Origin of the sequence: Hafnia alvei (genome assembly GCF_900095695.1) — a bacterium.
Taxonomy (GTDB): domain Bacteria; phylum Pseudomonadota; class Gammaproteobacteria; order Enterobacterales; family Enterobacteriaceae; genus Hafnia; species Hafnia alvei_B.
The window spans coordinates 40,583-56,004 of record NZ_FMIQ01000075.1 but is presented as its reverse complement, the minus strand read 5'-3'; the positions used below and the strand labels follow the sequence as shown (position 1 = coordinate 56,004).

The 15,422-nt window shown below is 50.4% G+C and carries 15 protein-coding genes and 1 pseudogene; 9 read left to right on the top strand and 7 right to left on the bottom strand.

Annotation, left to right across the window (positions count from 1 at the left end; all coding sequences use genetic code 11):
- From BN1044_RS24325 to BN1044_RS20815, 3 genes and pseudogenes are all read left to right on the top strand, one after another.
- Positions 1 to 131 (top strand): annotated as a pseudogene (locus BN1044_RS24325) (DUF3304 domain-containing protein); the annotation flags it as partial.
- 32 nt (positions 132 to 163) lie between these two features.
- The gene (locus tag BN1044_RS20820; protein WP_072310276.1) at positions 164 to 1,960 is read left to right on the top strand and encodes a DUF2235 domain-containing protein; all 1,797 of its coding nucleotides are present in this window, start codon (positions 164 to 166) and stop codon (positions 1,958 to 1,960) included.
- Positions 1,961 to 1,962: 2 nt separating this feature from the next.
- The gene (locus BN1044_RS20815) at positions 1,963 to 2,241 is read left to right on the top strand and encodes a PAAR domain-containing protein (protein WP_072310275.1); all 279 of its coding nucleotides are present in this window, start codon (positions 1,963 to 1,965) and stop codon (positions 2,239 to 2,241) included.
- 40 nt (positions 2,242 to 2,281) lie between these two features.
- On the opposite strand, the gene BN1044_RS20810 is transcribed toward BN1044_RS20815, so the two are convergent.
- A complete protein-coding gene (locus BN1044_RS20810) occupies positions 2,282 to 2,974 on the bottom strand; it encodes a pirin family protein (protein WP_072310274.1) in 693 nt (230 codons plus the stop codon).
- A gap of 109 nt (positions 2,975 to 3,083) precedes the next feature.
- Between BN1044_RS20810 and BN1044_RS20805 the strand changes: the two genes are divergently transcribed.
- Positions 3,084 to 3,980, top strand: coding sequence for a LysR family transcriptional regulator (locus BN1044_RS20805; protein ID WP_072310273.1), 897 nt, complete (start codon positions 3,084 to 3,086; stop codon positions 3,978 to 3,980).
- A gap of 28 nt (positions 3,981 to 4,008) precedes the next feature.
- Positions 4,009 to 4,860: a DMT family transporter gene (locus tag BN1044_RS20800; RefSeq protein WP_046459365.1), complete on the top strand. Its 852-nt coding sequence runs from the start codon at positions 4,009 to 4,011 to the stop codon at positions 4,858 to 4,860.
- 188 nt (positions 4,861 to 5,048) lie between these two features.
- Here the strand turns inward: BN1044_RS20800 and BN1044_RS20795 are convergent, their stop codons facing one another.
- Positions 5,049 to 6,020 carry a TerC family protein gene (locus tag BN1044_RS20795; protein ID WP_139130985.1) on the bottom strand — a complete coding sequence of 324 codons (972 nt, stop codon included), beginning with the start codon at positions 6,018 to 6,020 and terminating at the stop codon, positions 5,049 to 5,051.
- A 407-nt stretch (positions 6,021 to 6,427) separates the two neighbouring features.
- Positions 6,428 to 7,150, bottom strand: coding sequence for a glutamine amidotransferase (locus BN1044_RS20790; protein WP_072310271.1), 723 nt, complete (start codon positions 7,148 to 7,150; stop codon positions 6,428 to 6,430).
- Between the two features lie 180 nt (positions 7,151 to 7,330).
- Here BN1044_RS20790 and BN1044_RS20785 point away from each other — a divergent pair, with 180 nt between their 5' ends.
- Positions 7,331 to 8,254, top strand: a complete 924-nt coding sequence (locus BN1044_RS20785) for a DMT family transporter (RefSeq protein ID WP_072310270.1) — start codon at positions 7,331 to 7,333, stop codon at positions 8,252 to 8,254.
- Positions 8,255 to 8,290: 36 nt separating this feature from the next.
- Here the strand turns inward: BN1044_RS20785 and BN1044_RS20780 are convergent, their stop codons facing one another.
- Both BN1044_RS20780 and BN1044_RS20775 read right to left on the bottom strand, forming a co-directional pair.
- Positions 8,291 to 9,328: a Gfo/Idh/MocA family protein gene (locus tag BN1044_RS20780; protein WP_072310269.1), complete on the bottom strand. Its 1,038-nt coding sequence runs from the start codon at positions 9,326 to 9,328 to the stop codon at positions 8,291 to 8,293.
- Positions 9,329 to 9,403: 75 nt separating this feature from the next.
- Positions 9,404 to 9,907 (bottom strand): M48 metallopeptidase family protein, encoded by a 504-nt coding sequence (locus BN1044_RS20775; protein ID WP_040046261.1) that lies wholly within the window; start codon positions 9,905 to 9,907, stop codon positions 9,404 to 9,406.
- Between the two features lie 156 nt (positions 9,908 to 10,063).
- Here BN1044_RS20775 and rlmG point away from each other — a divergent pair, with 156 nt between their 5' ends.
- Positions 10,064 to 11,230 carry a 23S rRNA (guanine(1835)-N(2))-methyltransferase RlmG gene (gene rlmG, locus BN1044_RS20770; protein WP_072310268.1) on the top strand — a complete coding sequence of 389 codons (1,167 nt, stop codon included), beginning with the start codon at positions 10,064 to 10,066 and terminating at the stop codon, positions 11,228 to 11,230.
- A gap of 154 nt (positions 11,231 to 11,384) precedes the next feature.
- Positions 11,385 to 12,548, top strand: coding sequence for a pyridoxal phosphate-dependent aminotransferase (locus BN1044_RS20765; RefSeq protein ID WP_072310267.1), 1,164 nt, complete (start codon positions 11,385 to 11,387; stop codon positions 12,546 to 12,548).
- Between the two features lie 162 nt (positions 12,549 to 12,710).
- On the opposite strand, the gene qseC is transcribed toward BN1044_RS20765, so the two are convergent.
- Entirely contained in the window at positions 12,711 to 14,066 is a 1,356-nt protein-coding gene (gene qseC / locus BN1044_RS20760; RefSeq protein ID WP_072310266.1) for a quorum sensing histidine kinase QseC, read from the bottom strand.
- The gene (qseB, locus tag BN1044_RS20755) at positions 14,063 to 14,725 is read right to left on the bottom strand and encodes a quorum sensing response regulator transcription factor QseB (RefSeq protein ID WP_072310265.1); all 663 of its coding nucleotides are present in this window, start codon (positions 14,723 to 14,725) and stop codon (positions 14,063 to 14,065) included. The genes qseC and qseB overlap by 4 nt, the downstream gene beginning before the upstream one ends.
- Before the next feature lie 228 nt (positions 14,726 to 14,953).
- Here qseB and BN1044_RS20750 point away from each other — a divergent pair, with 228 nt between their 5' ends.
- Entirely contained in the window at positions 14,954 to 15,358 is a 405-nt protein-coding gene (locus tag BN1044_RS20750; protein ID WP_072310264.1) for a YgiW/YdeI family stress tolerance OB fold protein, read from the top strand.
- Positions 15,359 to 15,422 lie beyond the last annotated feature (64 nt).

Sequence of the window (15,422 nt, the reverse complement as noted above, 5' to 3'; positions counted from 1 at the left end):
CCATGCCGCTGCCAGAGCGGCACCGTGGGGATAAATATCTGCATGTGCATTTTCTGCCGGGAGACGTGGTGAAGTTGGGATGGAGCGCAGATGCGTGGTCGCCTTATGAGACCCGTCCCAATTTATCGTAAGCAAACAAAGTTAATTAATACAAGGAAGTGCGATGAATACATTGCAATTGTTGGCAAGCGATAGCCAAGTACAGCAAGAACAGGATGCACAGGTTGGCGTGTGTGGGCGGGTGTGGCACATCGGTTTTTTCTTTGATGGGATAGGCAGAAATATTGAACAGGATGCGTCTACAAGCAGGCTGAGTAATATTGCTCGTTTGTTTCGTGCATACCCTGATGAGACTTCGAATACCGCGAACGATAACTACACTAAATTTTACTTTTCTGGTTTAGGTACGCCTTATAAAGAAGATTTATCAAGCAAGCTGAATTCGATTATGGATATATCTCGCTCGATAGCTAAATCAGTGGCTAAAGATAAGGGCAAAGAGTTTCCCCAAGATGTTCTTAAGGATACGGCTAAGGAAGCGATAAAAACCAACTGGTATGAAGCGCTGAGCGATACGAAAGGAAAGCTGCTTAATGTAACCGAGTGGCGGAAAATGGTACGAGAGGTTTTGGGCAAAATTGCTCGTAAAGTGGCCATTGAAACCGTGCCTGCTTTGCGTGATGACCCTACGATTGCGTCGTTGTTTATCACTGGCGTAGAGACGCGTTTAGCGGCAGCCAAAGCCCAATTTAAAGAGTTCCATAGTAAAACTCAGTCTAAAAGCAAACTCCCCATCAAATTAATCTCCATCTCGGTGTTTGGCTTTGACCTTGGGGCAACAATAGCGCGTCAATTTATCGATCAATTGCTGAGCGAGGTTTGTCAGAAGGAAGGCGAGGCTTATTTTTACCAAGATGCTAAAGTTGACATTATTTTTACCGGTTTTTTTGATTGTTCACGCCATACGCCAGCCACCAGCAACGTAGGTTTCGCTTATTTTGTTAATGAACTAGGTTGGGTTGGAAAAGTGGCGGGGCCGCTACTCGGCGATAAATCGATCGATCAAAAAACACCGCTCCCCGCCGTAGTGCGCCAGTCACTGCACTTGGTGGCCGCGCACGAGCGTCGTCCTTGGCGCTGCCTTTATCCGCTGGGGGATAAAGGAGAGTGGCAAGAAGAGTTATTTCCCGGTTGCAGCAACGACGTGGGGGGTGGCTTGCTGGCGGATGAGCAGAAGCCCAGCGCCGAACTCTATCTAGCAGCGCTGCACAAGATGTATATCCAAGCCTATAGTGCCGGTGTTCCGTTTCCTGATTATCAAACACTTGACCAGCAGGATACTGATATTTCGGTTTACTTCATTATGAACGACGCGGTTGAAGGGAAATCGGCGGAAGGCTGGATGCGGCAATATCAACGTAAAATCCCCGTGCGCAGTCTGAGCCAGAGCGCGCAGGAACTGCATTTAGACGCCTATATTCGTTGGCTCGGCGAGCAATATTATCGCTATGTTTGGCAGATGCAGGATTTGGATGAGCAGGGGAACCGCAGCCTTGCAAGCGGCGCTAACGCCGCCGGTATTTTTGGTGTCTCTCCCCAGGGAAAAGCGCAGGCAGAAGAGTATCGACAAAAACAGCAGACGCTACGCAATAACTGGGGGTGGCTGGATGAAGTGCATCAGGCAGCTCTTGGATTGAGAAACGATCTGTTAAACAGCCCCAATGATAATCGGCTGCGATTATGCCCCGAGATCTATGGCAGGGCGCTGAAAAGAGCCGAGCAGTATTTGAATTATTACCACTGTGCTTACCGTGGCGATAATATGCCAGCCCCTACCGATCACGCCCCTGATGAGATTTTTTCCTACTTCGTACATGACATTTGGACATTAGAACCCACGGCAATGATCAATCAGGATTTTTTCGTGATCCGTGCAGCAGACTCGCTGGAGGAGGAGTAATCATGCGTTGTCTAATCACTCAAGGCTGCCCAACGTCAACGGGTGGAAAGGTTTTACAGGGGATGGTGAGTGTATCAATAAAGGGGCTTCCTGTGACGGTGCTCGGTATGCAGGCAAGCTGTGCGGCATGTAAAGGTGTTGGCGCAATCGTCGCCAGCGGCCCACGGTTTGTTAGCATTAAAGGTACGTTGGTGGCATTGGAAGGGGATATTGTAAGCTGTGCTTGCCCGCGAGGAAGTAACGTAGTTCTACCGCAAATAGTCACGGTACAAGCTCTCTAGTTTGAATGGCCTTCCCCCTTAAAAAAGAGGGAAGTCAAAATCAAACCGGCAAATCAATCACCAGCGCACGCAGCGGTGTGATGGCGGTGAGGGTCAGGCTTTCTTCATCATTAATAAAGGCGCCGTCGCCGCAGGCCAGCAACTCGGCGCTATCCTGCGTTTTGTAACTCCCATGAATCGACTGCACATAGGCACGCGATCCGTGTAAAGGCAATGTGTGTTGCTCACCCGGTTTAAGATCTACATGATGGATCCACACCTGCTGGCGCAATTGTAGGCTGCCGCTGTCACCTTCGGGCGAAGCGAGCAATCGATAAGGCTCTTCCTCCAGCGAGAGGCGTTGGATCTCGTCGTTTTCCCTTTCTGGGCAAACATTTAGCCATAGCTGCATACGCGTAAGCGGTTTATCACTATTGAGATTGTGTTCGCTGTAGCTGATGTTTCCCTGCGTAGCAAGTAACACCACATCGCCCGTATGGGCTTGTGTATGGCTGCCTTCGCTGTCGCGGTACTCCACGTCACCATCAAGAATAATGTTCAATACGTCGACGCGCGGGAAGGTGCGTGGCTGTAATGACGCGCCGGGCGCCAGTACATCCTGGTTGAGAACGCGCAGTGACGCATATCCCATCAGCTTAGGGTCAAAATAGTGGCCGAAGGAAAATGTATAGCGTGACTTGAGCCAACCATAGTCAGCGTGTCCGCAGTTTTGGGCTTTTCGTTGTGTAATCATGGCGCTCAAGGCTCTTAATAATCGATATAACCATGGTAAGCGTCTGGACGTGAGATTGTTAGCCAGTTAATCTGGTCGCCATATTCAAATTTCCTGATAGAAGGATGCTATGAGTAAAGATCGCGCGCTGACATTGGAAGCATTGCGGGTCATGGATGCCATAGATCGTCGTGGAAGTTTTGCAGCGGCGGCAGACGAATTAGGCCGAGTGCCTTCAGCTTTGAGCTACACCATGCAAAAGCTGGAAGAAGAGCTGGATGTGGTGTTGTTTGACCGCTCTGGTCATCGTACGAAATTTACCAATGTAGGACGTATGTTGCTCGAACGTGGGCGCATTCTTCTCGAAGCGGCCGATAAGTTGACGACAGACGCTGAAGCGCTGTCGCGCGGTTGGGAAACGCACATTACGGTGGTATGCGAAGCGTTGGTGCCCGCCACACAGCTGTTCCCGCTGGTGAATAAGCTTTCAAATAAAGCCAATACCCAACTGTCTTTAATGACCGAAGTTTTAGCGGGGGCATGGGAACGTCTCGAGCAAGGGCGTGCGGATATCGTGATCGCACCCGATATGCATTTTCGTTCTTCGTCTGAAATCAACGTGCGTAAGCTCTATAAGGTGATGAGCGTTTATGTTGCCGCCCCTGATCATCCTATTCATTTAGAGCCAGAGCCTTTGTCCGACGCCGTTCGGGTGAAATATCGTGGCATTGCCGTGGCTGATACCGCACGTGAGCGGCCCGTTTTGACTGTTCAGCTGCTTGATAAGCAACAGCGTTTGACCGTGAGCACCATTGCGGATAAACGTCAGGCGCTTATCGATGGGCTGGGCGTTGCGACTATGCCTTATCCGTTGGTGGAACAGGATATTGCCGAAGGCCGCCTGCGGGTGGTGAGCGCCGAGTACAGCCATGAAACCGATATTATTATGGCGTGGCGTCGTGACAGCATGGGCGAGGCAAAATCTTGGCTCCTGCGCGAGATCCCTAAACTGTTTATGAACCGCTGATCCTTCAGTGATTTTTTGAGGAGTGAGCATGGATCGTCGCCGTGCGCTATGGCTGATGCACGGTGCTACCGTGCTATTTGGTATTTCAGGTATTTTTGGCAAACTTATTGCCAGCAGTGCCGCCGTCTTGGTTTTTGGCCGTGCGATTTTTGCATTAGCGGCCATGTCGCTGTTATTGATAAAACTAAAACGCCTACCGTGGCGTGAGCTTGATGCTCGCGGCGTGGGGCGTTTGTGCGCCTGTGGCGCGCTGCTGTGCGCACACTGGGTCACGTTTTTTATCGCGGTGAAAGTGGGAGGGGTTGCGGTCGGTACGCTAGGTTTTGCCTGTTTCCCCGCCTTTGTGGCGATTCTGGAAGGGCTGCTGTATCGAGAGAAGCTGTCGTCGGCGGAATACGTGTTAATTCTGCTGGTGACTGTTGGATTGGTGTTGGTTACGCCGAGCTTTAATTTCGAGAACAGCGCAACGGAAGGGCTGCTGTGGGGTATTTTATCTGGCCTGATTTATGCGATTCTGGCGTTGGCTAATCGACATTCGGCGGCCAGCGTGAATGGAACTCAGGTCTGCTGGTGGCAAAACCTTGCCGTTATCGTTTTACTGTTTCCGTTTACCTATCATGAATTGCCGCTGGTTAGCGCAATGGACTGGATGTGGATTGCCTGCTTGGGGCTGATTTGCACGGGGTTAGCATACAGCTTGTTCATCAATAGCTTACAGGCGCTGAAAGCGCGTATGGCCGCGATGATTATTGCGCTAGAGCCGGTGTATGCCATTCTGATTGCATGGGCGCTGTTCCATGAAGTGCCGAGCCTGAGGATGGTTTCAGGTGGCTTGCTGATTATCTTTGCGGTGGCTTGGTCAGCAAGACGCAGAAGCTAACGGCTTTAAGCAAAAAAATGCCCCGGAAAGTCTGTAATGCTGGTCACTTAAGCATGATTTTAGGGGAAGTACACCGATGGGGTCGTAGCAGCTTTAGCTGCCGGAGCGCCCCGCGGTGTGCTAGGCCCGTGTATCTCGATCTCTTAAACGATCGTCATTAGGAAAGTCCGAGGCATCAAGTTTAACGGTTATTCACTTTGTGATTTCAAACGATCGTTGCGGCGGTTAACAAAGACGTTAATCACCAGCGTCAGCACTAAAATTCCTGCCACTACGCTTAACGATACCGCAATCGGAATATGGTACAGATCCATAATCAGCATCTTGAAGCCGATAAACACCAGAATGACTGACAAACCGTATTTCAGCATTGAGAAACGTTCCGCCACGCCCGCCAGCAAGAAGTACATCGCACGCAGACCCAAAATCGCAAACAGGTTAGACGTTAATACCAAGAACGGATCGGTGGTGACCGCGAAGATTGCCGGGATGCTGTCTACGGCGAAGATAACGTCGCTAAGCTCAACCAAAATCAGTACCAACAGCAGCGGCGTGGCAAACAACACGCCGTTTCTGCGAGTAAAGAAGTGCTCGTTTTCGATCTTATCGGTCATGCGTAAATGGCTGCGGATCCAGCGCACCAGCGGCTTATCGCCAATATCGCCGTCGTCATCCTTCGCCAAGGCCATTTTAACACCGGTAAACAGCAAGAAAGCACCGAATACGTATAGGATCCACTGGAACTGAGTCACCAACCAGCTGCCGGCGAAAATCATAATAGTACGTAACACAATCGCGCCTAAAACACCGTAAACCAGTACGCGGCGTTGCAGGTTCGGCGGTACCGAGAAGTAGCTGAACAGCATCAGCCAAACGAACACGTTATCGACGGCCAGCGCTTTCTCAATGAGATAACCGGTCAGAAACGCCAGCGCCTGTTTGTCGGCAACGACGCGCCCCATAGTTTCGCTGAAATACCACCACAGGCCTGCGTTGAACAAGAGGGATAAGCTGACCCATACGAGCGACCAGATTGCGGCTTGGCGCAGCGTCATGGTGGTTGCACCGCGACGCCCCTGCAACAGCAGATCGACGGCGAGCATAATGACGACGATGACGGCAAAACTACCCCAGAGCAGGGGAGAGCCAATGGAATTGATCATGGGAGTATCCTTCGTAACACTCATTAAATACAAAAATCACGATGACGGAGGACGACAGCGACGACTCTTGTCTGAGTTTTAAGCGCACCTCGCCTTCCGGCAAGGTCTCACTTACAACTCGATACCTGCATCACCATGCGACAGCGGAATTAGCCGCGCTCAATGACTCTGGTATACATCTAAGCAAGGCGCTTAGATACATTTTAGCGTAAAGCTAAAATGCGTTGCCTGGCAACCGGGTACGCAGCACGCACCGTAATGACGATTAACCAGCAATGAAGTTACTCCCCTTTGCTTGTAAGAAAATAATGCAAAATATTTCAAAGGTCAATCTTTGGGATGGATTAGCAAAGGGAAAAATGGAGCCATGATTTTACGTGCTGTAAATCATGACTCGTTTAAGCTTATAAACCGTGAACAAATTCACGCAGCAATGATTGGCTGACGGGAGTATTACTGGTGCGGCGTTGAATATCGAGGTATTTAGCCTGATGCTGCGGTTCAAGTTCTGCGATCCAACTCATGTAGCTATGCATTACCGGCCCGTTAAACTCTGGGTGGAACTGCGTGCTGATCACGTTATCGCGATAGCGGATGATTTGGTGTGGATCTTGCTGTGAGCGGGCTAAAGCAACCGCGCCTTCAGGTAAACGAAGCACTGATTGCGAATGTATGAGGTTGGCATAGAAGCGCGGCGGATAGTTTTGCAATGCCGGATCCTGTTGAGCCTCAGGTAACAACTCAATTTCCAGCGTGCCAATTTCCAGCCCTTCAGGATGGTAACCCACCTCGCCGCCGAGCGCGTGTGCCAACAGCTGATGGCCATAACAGGCTCCAAAAATAGGCAGCCCCATACCGATGGCGTCACGTAGCCACATCGCAGCGTATTCGCTCCACGGCAATAGTTCGGTCACCATTGCCGCTGAGCCAGTTATAATTGCACCGCGATAATGCTCGGGGCTGAGCAGTTGTTCACCTGCTGGAAGATTCACAATCGCTACGCTAGACGGATCAATATCGCCCTGTTGCAAAAACATATCGGTAAAACCGCCGTGCTGATGGCGAATAACATCCGGTGCATCACCGGTTTGTAAAATGACTAAGGGTTTTGCCTCAAACTCCGCCATAGAATCTCCTGAGTACCGTCGCCGTTGGGTATTTTCAAATTAATTGAAGCTTTCAAATTAGACGCTTTTTACACATTTTTCTAATGCCGTTGTGAAATATAGAAGGTGGATATAAGAGAGAGTAATGAGATAATGGCATTAGTGATAATAAGCACGATTGATAATGATTAGGATATTGAAATGGCCGTAGCAGGAAAAGCCGATCCGTTGGCGTTTGGTGGACTGGTATTATTAACGCTGATCTGGAGTTATAGCTGGATCGCGATGAAGCAGGTCACGCTTTACATCGGCGCCTTTGATTTTACCGCGCTGCGCTGCGTGTTCGGGGCCTTATTACTGCTGGTGGTGTTAAAACTGCGTGGCCGTGGGATGAAGCCAACGCCTTTTGCCTACACGCTGGCGATTGCCGTGCTGCAAACCTGCGGCATGGTTGGATTAGCTCAGTGGGCGCTGATTAGCGGCGGAGCCGGAAAGGTCGCCATACTGACTTACACCATGCCGTTTTGGGTGGTGATCATGGCCGCGCTATTCTTGGGCGAGAGAATGCGTCGCGTGCAGTATCTGGCGATTGTGGCGGCGGCGGTGGGGCTCTGTTTGGTATTGCAACCGTGGAAGCTGACGGGAGAGTCACTGAAAAGCGCGGTGCTGGCCATTCTTTCCGGCATAAGTTGGGGGGCTAGCGCCATTGTCGCTAAACGCCTGTATCAACGTCATCCTAAGGTAGATTTGCTGTCGCTGACCACATGGCAAATGGTGTACGGCGCGATCATTATGAGCGTGATTGCGTGGCTAGTGCCAGAGCGCCCAATTGTGTGGGATCCGTATGTCTATTTCGCATTGTCATACAGCGCGATTTTGGCCACCGCGCTGGCGTGGACGCTATGGCTATTCGTGTTGAAAAACTTACCGGCGGGCATTGCGGGCCTGAGTACGCTAGCGGTACCCGTATGCGGCGTTCTGTTCTCTTGGTGGCTACTGGGTGAAAATCCGGGGGCGATTGAAGGGGCGGGCATTGTGCTTATCGTGCTGGCGCTGGCGGTGTTGAGCTTCGGCGGCAAACGCGCAGCAAAAGCCCAAATTCAGCAGGTTAAGCCTGTTCGTTAGTCAAAAAGGCCTCTGATGACAGAGGCCTTTTTCATTTTACCCGCGAGTATTTGGCACAACCACGGTTTCTGGTGGAATAGCGGCATCGGCGGGGAATTCAACCCCGGTCAGCGCGCGAACCTGCGTTAGGATCTTCGCCGTGCTGCGCGATACGTTGATCCCAGCATGCTCAATACTTTGATATTGCACCAGTTTGGCAAATACTTCTGCTTCGTAATACATAGTATTTTCTTGCTGAGCTTGGCTGATGACTTCAGGCTGCCCACCGCGTGGTGTAAATGTCACTTTCTGGCATTCAGATATTTTTTCGATAACTAACGTGCCGTCTTCCCCCTGAATCTCGCTTGGGATATCTGAATTGCTGACCTTGGAGTGAAAAAGAACCACGTCGAATCCGTCGCCTGCGCTGTGCCCTGCGTAGTTCATGCTAACGTGCCCATGGGCATCTACACCGGAATCTAACAGCGTGGCGCTGGCGTTAAGGCTGTCGGGTTCGCCAAACAGAGACACTGCGCTTGCCAAGCAATAGTAGCCAATGTCCATAATCGAACCGTTTGAAAACGCGGGATTAAAGGTGTTTGGGTTTTCGCCGTCTAAATAACGCTGGTAGCGCGAGGAGTATTGGCAGTAGTTCAGGAAAACCTTGCGCAGTTTACCCAAGCGCGGTAGCGCCTGTTGGATCGCTGAGAAGTTTGGTAGGTATGCGGTTTTAAAGGCCTCAAACAGCACGACCTGATTCTCATGTGCGCAGGTAATCATACTTTCGACTTCATGCACGTTAGATGCTAACGGCTTCTCACAGATGACATGCTTTTTATGCTGCAGCATCGCCAACGTGTGTGGATAGTGGAAAGAGTTTGGGCTGGCAATATAAACCGCGTCAACCTGAGCGCAACTGCCGAGATCGTCCAGCGAATCGAAAAAATACTGGGCTTTATTCGGCTCGCCAAAGGCGTGTGCCTGCGCTAAATGACGTGAATACACGGCGGTCAGCTGCATTTTCCCCGTGGCATGAGCGGCGTCGATAAAGCTCTGGGTAATCCAGTTGGTTCCAATAACGGCAAAGCGAATCATGGGCGTCTCCGATTGGGAAAATAAGATTTTTCACAGAGTAGCATTTCTTGGATTAATTCGGCGACGCTGGGCAAATTAATACAGAGCGCCAACCAGTTCTAAATGCGTGAGATACATGCGGGTATCGAACTCAAGCTGGTGGTAAGTGGGTTCCATGTGACAGCACAGGTTGTAAAACGCTTTGTTGTGTTCTTTCTCACGTAGGTGAGCCAGCTCGTGAACGACAATCATGCGTAGGAAAGCCTCAGGCGCATTTTTGAAGACGGTCGCAACACGGATTTCAGCTTTTGCCTTTAACTTGCTACCCTGCACGCGCGAAATGGCGGTATGTAGCCCTAATGCATGTTTGAGAACCTGAATTTTGCTGTCGTAGCCCACTTTATTAATTTGCGGCGCATTGCGCAGATACTGATTTTTGAGATCGGTAGTGTATTGATAGAGTGCGCGATCGGTGGTGAGCTGGTGTGGCTGCGGGTAACGCTGCAATAAAACAGTCCCCAGACGTTGCTGGTCGAGCAGCTGGCGAACCTGCGTTTGCAGATGTTCAGGATAGCCGGCCAGATAAGTCAAAGACGTCATATTCAATTCCTTCAGGTACAATAGCGGACTATTGTACGTCATGCGCGTGACATAACAATTCTTGAGCACGGTGCTCGGGCGGTTAATACCGTCACATCTGCACAATAATTTATTTTATTCTGCCGCTTAATCAAGCGGATAGATTTTGGAGGGGCGATGAGCCAACTCGAACCGATCTCCGGTTTTTTTGAAGAAAATGGCCTTGAGCTAGAACGCTACCCACAGCAGTCTGATGATCCAACGCTACAGGCGTGGGAAGCCGCCGATGAATATCTGTTGCAGAGTTTCGATCTGTCGCAGGCGGAAGGTCGTCCGGTGATTGTGTTCAACGACGCCTTTGGCGCGTTGGCTTGTGCACTGCATGGTCAGCAGTTATACAGCGTGAGTGACTCTTATGTGAGCCAGTTGGCAACGCGCCATAACCTTGGTCTGAACGGCATGGACGACGACACGGTCACGTTGCTTGATAGCCTTGCACCCCTGCCGCAAGCGCCTGCTTTAGTATTGATCAAAGTGCCTAAGGCATTGGCATTGTTGGAACACCAGCTGCGTGCATTGCGTGAAGTCGTTGCGCCAGATACCGTAATTATCGCGGCGGCAAAAGCGCGTGATATTCACACCTCAACGCTACAGCTGTTCGAAACTATTCTGGGTGATACCCATACTTCGCTGGCATGGAAAAAAGCTCGTCTGATCCACTGTAAAGTGGCCGAGCGCAACCCTGCACCCGCACAGCCAACAACCGTTTGGCCTCTGGATCTCTGTGGTACTGACGAACCTTACCAGATGCATAACCATGCATCGGTCTTCTCACGTAGCAACTTAGATATCGGCGCTCGTTTCTTCCTTGAGCATCTGCCGAAAGATATCGAAGGTTCGATTGCTGATTTAGGCTGCGGTAACGGCGTTATTGGCCTGAAGGCGCTCGAGCTGAATCCAAATGCAGATATGCTGTTTTGTGATGAGTCATACATGGCCGTTGCCTCAGCACAGATGAACGTCGAAGTTAACCGTCCGCAGGATATGGATCGCTGTGCGTTCCGCGTCGGCAATGGTTTCTCTGGCGTAGACGGCGGCAGCCTAAACGCAGTGTTATGTAATCCTCCGTTCCATCAGCAGCATTCCATTACCGATCAGGTCGCGTGGGATATGTTCGTCGGGGCAAAACGTTGCCTGAAAATTCACGGTACGCTGTATATCGTAGGCAACCGTCATCTGGATTACTTCCACAAACTGAAACGTTTGTTTGGCAACTGCACCACCATTGAAACCAACAAAAAATTTGTGGTTTTAAAAGCGACTAAACTCCCACCGCGTCGTTAGTTAAATTCGCCATATTTGAATTTATAATCATAAAAAGTGCATAACATATTGTGTTGTGCACTTTTTCTCGGTTATGCTCAGTCCTACAGCCGTTTCGCGGCTGGTCAAAATAACGCTTCTTAAAATAAATAATGTTGCTGACAGGGACTTTGCCATGGATCGTCGTACTCTTCTCAAATCTTCAGGTGCAATTCTCGGTGGATTAACGCTAAGCGGTTTGATTAATCGCGCGCAGGCGACAACGCCGGCTAAAGCTGCCGTAATCTCTTTTCCGACTGAAAAAAATCCGCTGCTATTAAATTTCAATGAAAATTCATTGGGCATGTCTGCGCAGGCCAAACAAGCGGTTGTCGATTGTTTGCCGACCGCGTTTCGTTATCCTGATGCGGCACGCGCTGAGCTGATTGAACAGATAGCGGCACACTTCGGCTTGAAGAGTGAAAATATTACTTTGGGCAATGGCTCATCGGAGACGATCCAAGCCGCGGTTCAGGCGATTGTTGTACAAGCACAACAGCAGCAGAAAAAAGTGCAGGTGATCGTGCCCGATCCTACTTTTAACTATGCGGAGCTTTACGCTAAACCGCTGGGCGCTGAAATTGTCAAAGTACCGCTGAACGCCAAACTTGAGTTTGATCTGGCGGCTATGCAGGCAAAGGCTGCGGGCTTCGCGGGTAAATCGATTGTCTATCTGTGCAACCCAAATAACCCAACCGCCACGATTACGCCAGCCGCCACCATGGATAGTTGGATTAAAAGTGCTCCGGCAGACACATTCTTTATTGTTGATGAGGCCTATGCCGAGTTTGTTAACGATCCGGCATTTAAAAGCGCTATCGGTCTGGTACAAAGCGGGCAAAAAAACCTGATCGTGACCCGTACCTTTTCAAAAATCTTCGCTTTGGCTGGGCTACGTATTGGCTATGGCATCGCAGCACCTGAAGTCATTGCTCAGGTGGAAAACTTTGTCTCATTGGATAACACCAATACCGCCGGAGCGGTAGCGGCGTTGGCTTCATTAAAAGACAAAACCTTTGTGGCCATGAGCCGTAAATCAATCGATCTGTCGCGCCAGATCGTGACATCAATGCTCGATGAGCTGAATTTGGAATACGTACCGTCGCAGGCAAACTTTATCTTCCATAAAGTGAACGGCGATGTGAAAACCTATCAAGAACGCATGAAGCAGCAAAATATCTACGTTGGCCGTGAGTTTCCTCCGGCTGTGGGCTGGAATCGTTTAACTTTAGGTACTCCGCAGGAAATGCAGGTATTTGTCAGCGTGCTGAAATCGTTTAGGGCGAAAGGGTGGGTTTAAGCATCGCTTAATGCCACCTAGGAGAACTGCCCCAACGGTGTTGCCAGATAAATTGACATCAACCTTTGCTTTGGTAGATGCAGTGTGGCGATAACGTGGAATGTCGAATGCTCCTCCCCCTTATGAAGGGGGAGGCTGGGTGAGGGTCTTACATCCATCTCGTTACCATCTCACTTCTACCCTAAATCCCCCATTTTCCCCATCACTAAAATGCGTGGTCATGCCATGCAGTGTGGCGATGCGTTGCACGATAGAAAGGCCTAAACCGCTGCCGGTTTTTTCTTGCCCAGGGGGGCGGAAGAAGCGTTCGCCAATACGTTTTAAATATTCAGGGCTAACGCCGGGACCGTTGTCTTCCACGCTAAAACTGTGGGCATCTAAGGTAATTTTGACGGTGCTGCCGCGTGGGCTGTACCGAATGGCGTTATCCAACAGATTGCGTACCAGCAATGCTAATAGTAGTGGCTGTGCTCGTCGAAGTGGTGGCGTTTGGTGAATGTCCAACATCAGTTCTACGCCATTGCTTCTCGCTTTATGGTAATGGTCCATTACGCCAGTTTGTAGAACGTCTTGCAGAGCAATGTCTTGCACGTCGTCTAAGCCTGACAGCGAATCCAGCCGCGAAAGCGTCAGCAACTGATCCACAAGGCGAGTTGCGCGCTCTATGCCTTCCGTGAGGTTGGTTAATGCGTGTTCGCGCATTTCGGCATCGTCTTGCGCGAGCTGTGCGACTTCGGTTTGTACCTTGAGCGCTGCGAGCGGGCTGCGCAGCTCATGCGCAGCATCGGAGGTAAAGCGGCGTTCGCGCACCAGCATATCTCCGGTACGGGTGAAGAGGCTATTAAGCGCCTCAACCAGAGGTTTAACTTCGCTAGGAATCGCGTCCAGCGGGAGCGGTGTTTCATCATCCGGGCGGCGTTGATAAAGCCGTTTGGCTAATCTTTTCATCGGAGCTAATTCGCGGCTGACCAGCCAAATCAGCAGTAACACCATGATCGGTAATGCGATTAACCACGGCAAAAGCTGAGCTTTCACAATGTCGATGGCCATCTCTTGGCGATAGTCCCATTCTTGACCAACTACCACGCGATACTTCCCATCTGGCGTGGTTAGCCATACTAAGCGCCAGAGATCTTTATCACCTTGTAATTTTCCTTCGGTAAAGCCGTCGCGTCGATAGTGATACTGTAAATCGGGGCCGTTATCGCCATCGTTCAACACCATTTTCCCCTCTACGGTAAAAATAGCGAAGGCCAGTGCGTCGTCATCTAAGTCGCCGTGGCTGTGGCGAACCATTTTTTTACTTCGCGGCAGTTGAGGGCTTTTAACCGCCAGATCGCCAATATTAAGCGCGGTTAGACGCTTAGCGAATAGCATTTGCTGGGTATCAAACAGCTCATTGACCGTGTCGCGGGTTTGATTCCACGCTAATGCGCTGGCGCAAACCCACGTGATGACGATAAGCACGATGAAACCTAAAATAAGCCGCAGCCTAAGGCTAAGCGTTAGCGATTTCATGATGCTTCCCCTAGCGTATAGCCGATTCCGTGGACGGTGCGGATAAAGCTACTGCCGAATTTTTTCCGCAAATGATGGATATGCACCTCAATGGCATTGCTGGATACATCGTCGTCCCAGTTATAGATTTTCTCTTCGATCAGCGGGCGAGGCAAAACACGGCCTTCATTGCGCAATAACAGCTCTAGCAGCGCAAACTCTTTCGGTTTCAGGTAAATCGGTTCACCGTTATAGGTCACGGTAAGATTGATGGGATCGAGTGAAACTGAGCTGTGAGTTAACGTTGTTTGCACCTGCCCATGACGGCGGCGAATGAGTGCCTGCAAACGCGCGGCGACTTCAATAAGCGCAAACGGCTTACACAGATAGTCGTCGGCGCCTTGCTGTAAACCGGCCACGCGCTGTTCTAGCGCATCGCGGGCGGTGAGAATTAGTACTGGTTCATCGTGGCCGTTTTGACGCCACGAGCGCAAAATATCGAGCCCGTCCATGCCGGGCAGGCTAAGGTCGAGCACCACGGCGTCGTAGGGGGCTGAGTCCAACGCGCTGAGCCCTTGCTTCCCTTCGGTGAACCAGTCAACGCTGAACCCCATTTTAATCAAACCGGCTTTAATGCCGTCGCCGATCAGTTTGTCATCTTCAATGAGTAATACCCGCATAACTGCGTCCTTTATGCTGTGCTGTATGGTTTTATCTAACTATTTGGCAAGGGCTTTGTACAGCGTAATACCATGTGGATCCAGCGCCGTAGGCAGTTTTAAAAAATAAAGTTGGTTAAACTATGGGCTTAAGATCTTGTTAAGAACTCTTTGGTGTAATGCATTCCGAAGAGCAAAAACAGCTAACTGTTGATGCTGACATTAATCCCATTAAGAGAGAGAAAAATAATGAAAAAAGTAGCCGCTCTATTCGCCATTCTTGCCGTTTGCAGTGCTCCCGTTCTGGCGCAAAACGGTGGATTTTCTGACCCTAATGCTCCCGCAGCTCAAACAACGCAGACGCAAGCTGCCGGTGGATTCAGTGGCCCGAATGCGGGTGCCATGACGGTCGATAAAGCCAAAACCATGAGCGATGATACTTGGGTTACTCTGCGTGGAAACATTGAGCAGCGCATCGGTGGTGAGCACTACACTTTCCGTGATGCAACCGGCACCATGAACGTAGATATCGACCATAAGCGTTGGAATGGGCAGACCATCACCCCGAAAGATACCGTGGAACTGCAGGGGAAAATCGATAAAGACTGGAACTCGGTTGAGTTGGACGTCAAACAGATCACTAAAGTGAAATAATCTGCAAATTCCAAGTTGCTTGGCATTCGTCATCCTCGCGGAAGTGAGGCGTTAGTGAGGATGA

What these genes read in the sequence shown, in the direction of transcription:
- BN1044_RS20820 (WP_072310276.1), top strand. Translation starts at nt 164, where the DNA reads ATGAATACATTGCAATTGTTGGCAAGCGATAGCCAAGTACAGCAAGAA.
- BN1044_RS20815 (WP_072310275.1), top strand. Translation starts at nt 1,963, where the DNA reads ATGCGTTGTCTAATCACTCAAGGCTGCCCAACGTCAACGGGTGGAAAG.
- BN1044_RS20810 (WP_072310274.1), bottom strand. Translation starts at nt 2,974, where the DNA reads ATGATTACACAACGAAAAGCCCAAAACTGCGGACACGCTGACTATGGT.
- BN1044_RS20805 (WP_072310273.1), top strand. Translation starts at nt 3,084, where the DNA reads ATGAGTAAAGATCGCGCGCTGACATTGGAAGCATTGCGGGTCATGGAT.
- BN1044_RS20800 (WP_046459365.1), top strand. Translation starts at nt 4,009, where the DNA reads ATGGATCGTCGCCGTGCGCTATGGCTGATGCACGGTGCTACCGTGCTA.
- BN1044_RS20790 (WP_072310271.1), bottom strand. Translation starts at nt 7,150, where the DNA reads ATGGCGGAGTTTGAGGCAAAACCCTTAGTCATTTTACAAACCGGTGAT.
- BN1044_RS20785 (WP_072310270.1), top strand. Translation starts at nt 7,331, where the DNA reads ATGGCCGTAGCAGGAAAAGCCGATCCGTTGGCGTTTGGTGGACTGGTA.
- BN1044_RS20780 (WP_072310269.1), bottom strand. Translation starts at nt 9,328, where the DNA reads ATGATTCGCTTTGCCGTTATTGGAACCAACTGGATTACCCAGAGCTTT.
- BN1044_RS20775 (WP_040046261.1), bottom strand. Translation starts at nt 9,907, where the DNA reads ATGACGTCTTTGACTTATCTGGCCGGCTATCCTGAACATCTGCAAACG.
- rlmG (WP_072310268.1), top strand. Translation starts at nt 10,064, where the DNA reads ATGAGCCAACTCGAACCGATCTCCGGTTTTTTTGAAGAAAATGGCCTT.
- BN1044_RS20765 (WP_072310267.1), top strand. Translation starts at nt 11,385, where the DNA reads ATGGATCGTCGTACTCTTCTCAAATCTTCAGGTGCAATTCTCGGTGGA.
- qseC (WP_072310266.1), bottom strand. Translation starts at nt 14,066, where the DNA reads ATGAAATCGCTAACGCTTAGCCTTAGGCTGCGGCTTATTTTAGGTTTC.
- qseB (WP_072310265.1), bottom strand. Translation starts at nt 14,725, where the DNA reads ATGCGGGTATTACTCATTGAAGATGACAAACTGATCGGCGACGGCATT.
- BN1044_RS20750 (WP_072310264.1), top strand. Translation starts at nt 14,954, where the DNA reads ATGAAAAAAGTAGCCGCTCTATTCGCCATTCTTGCCGTTTGCAGTGCT.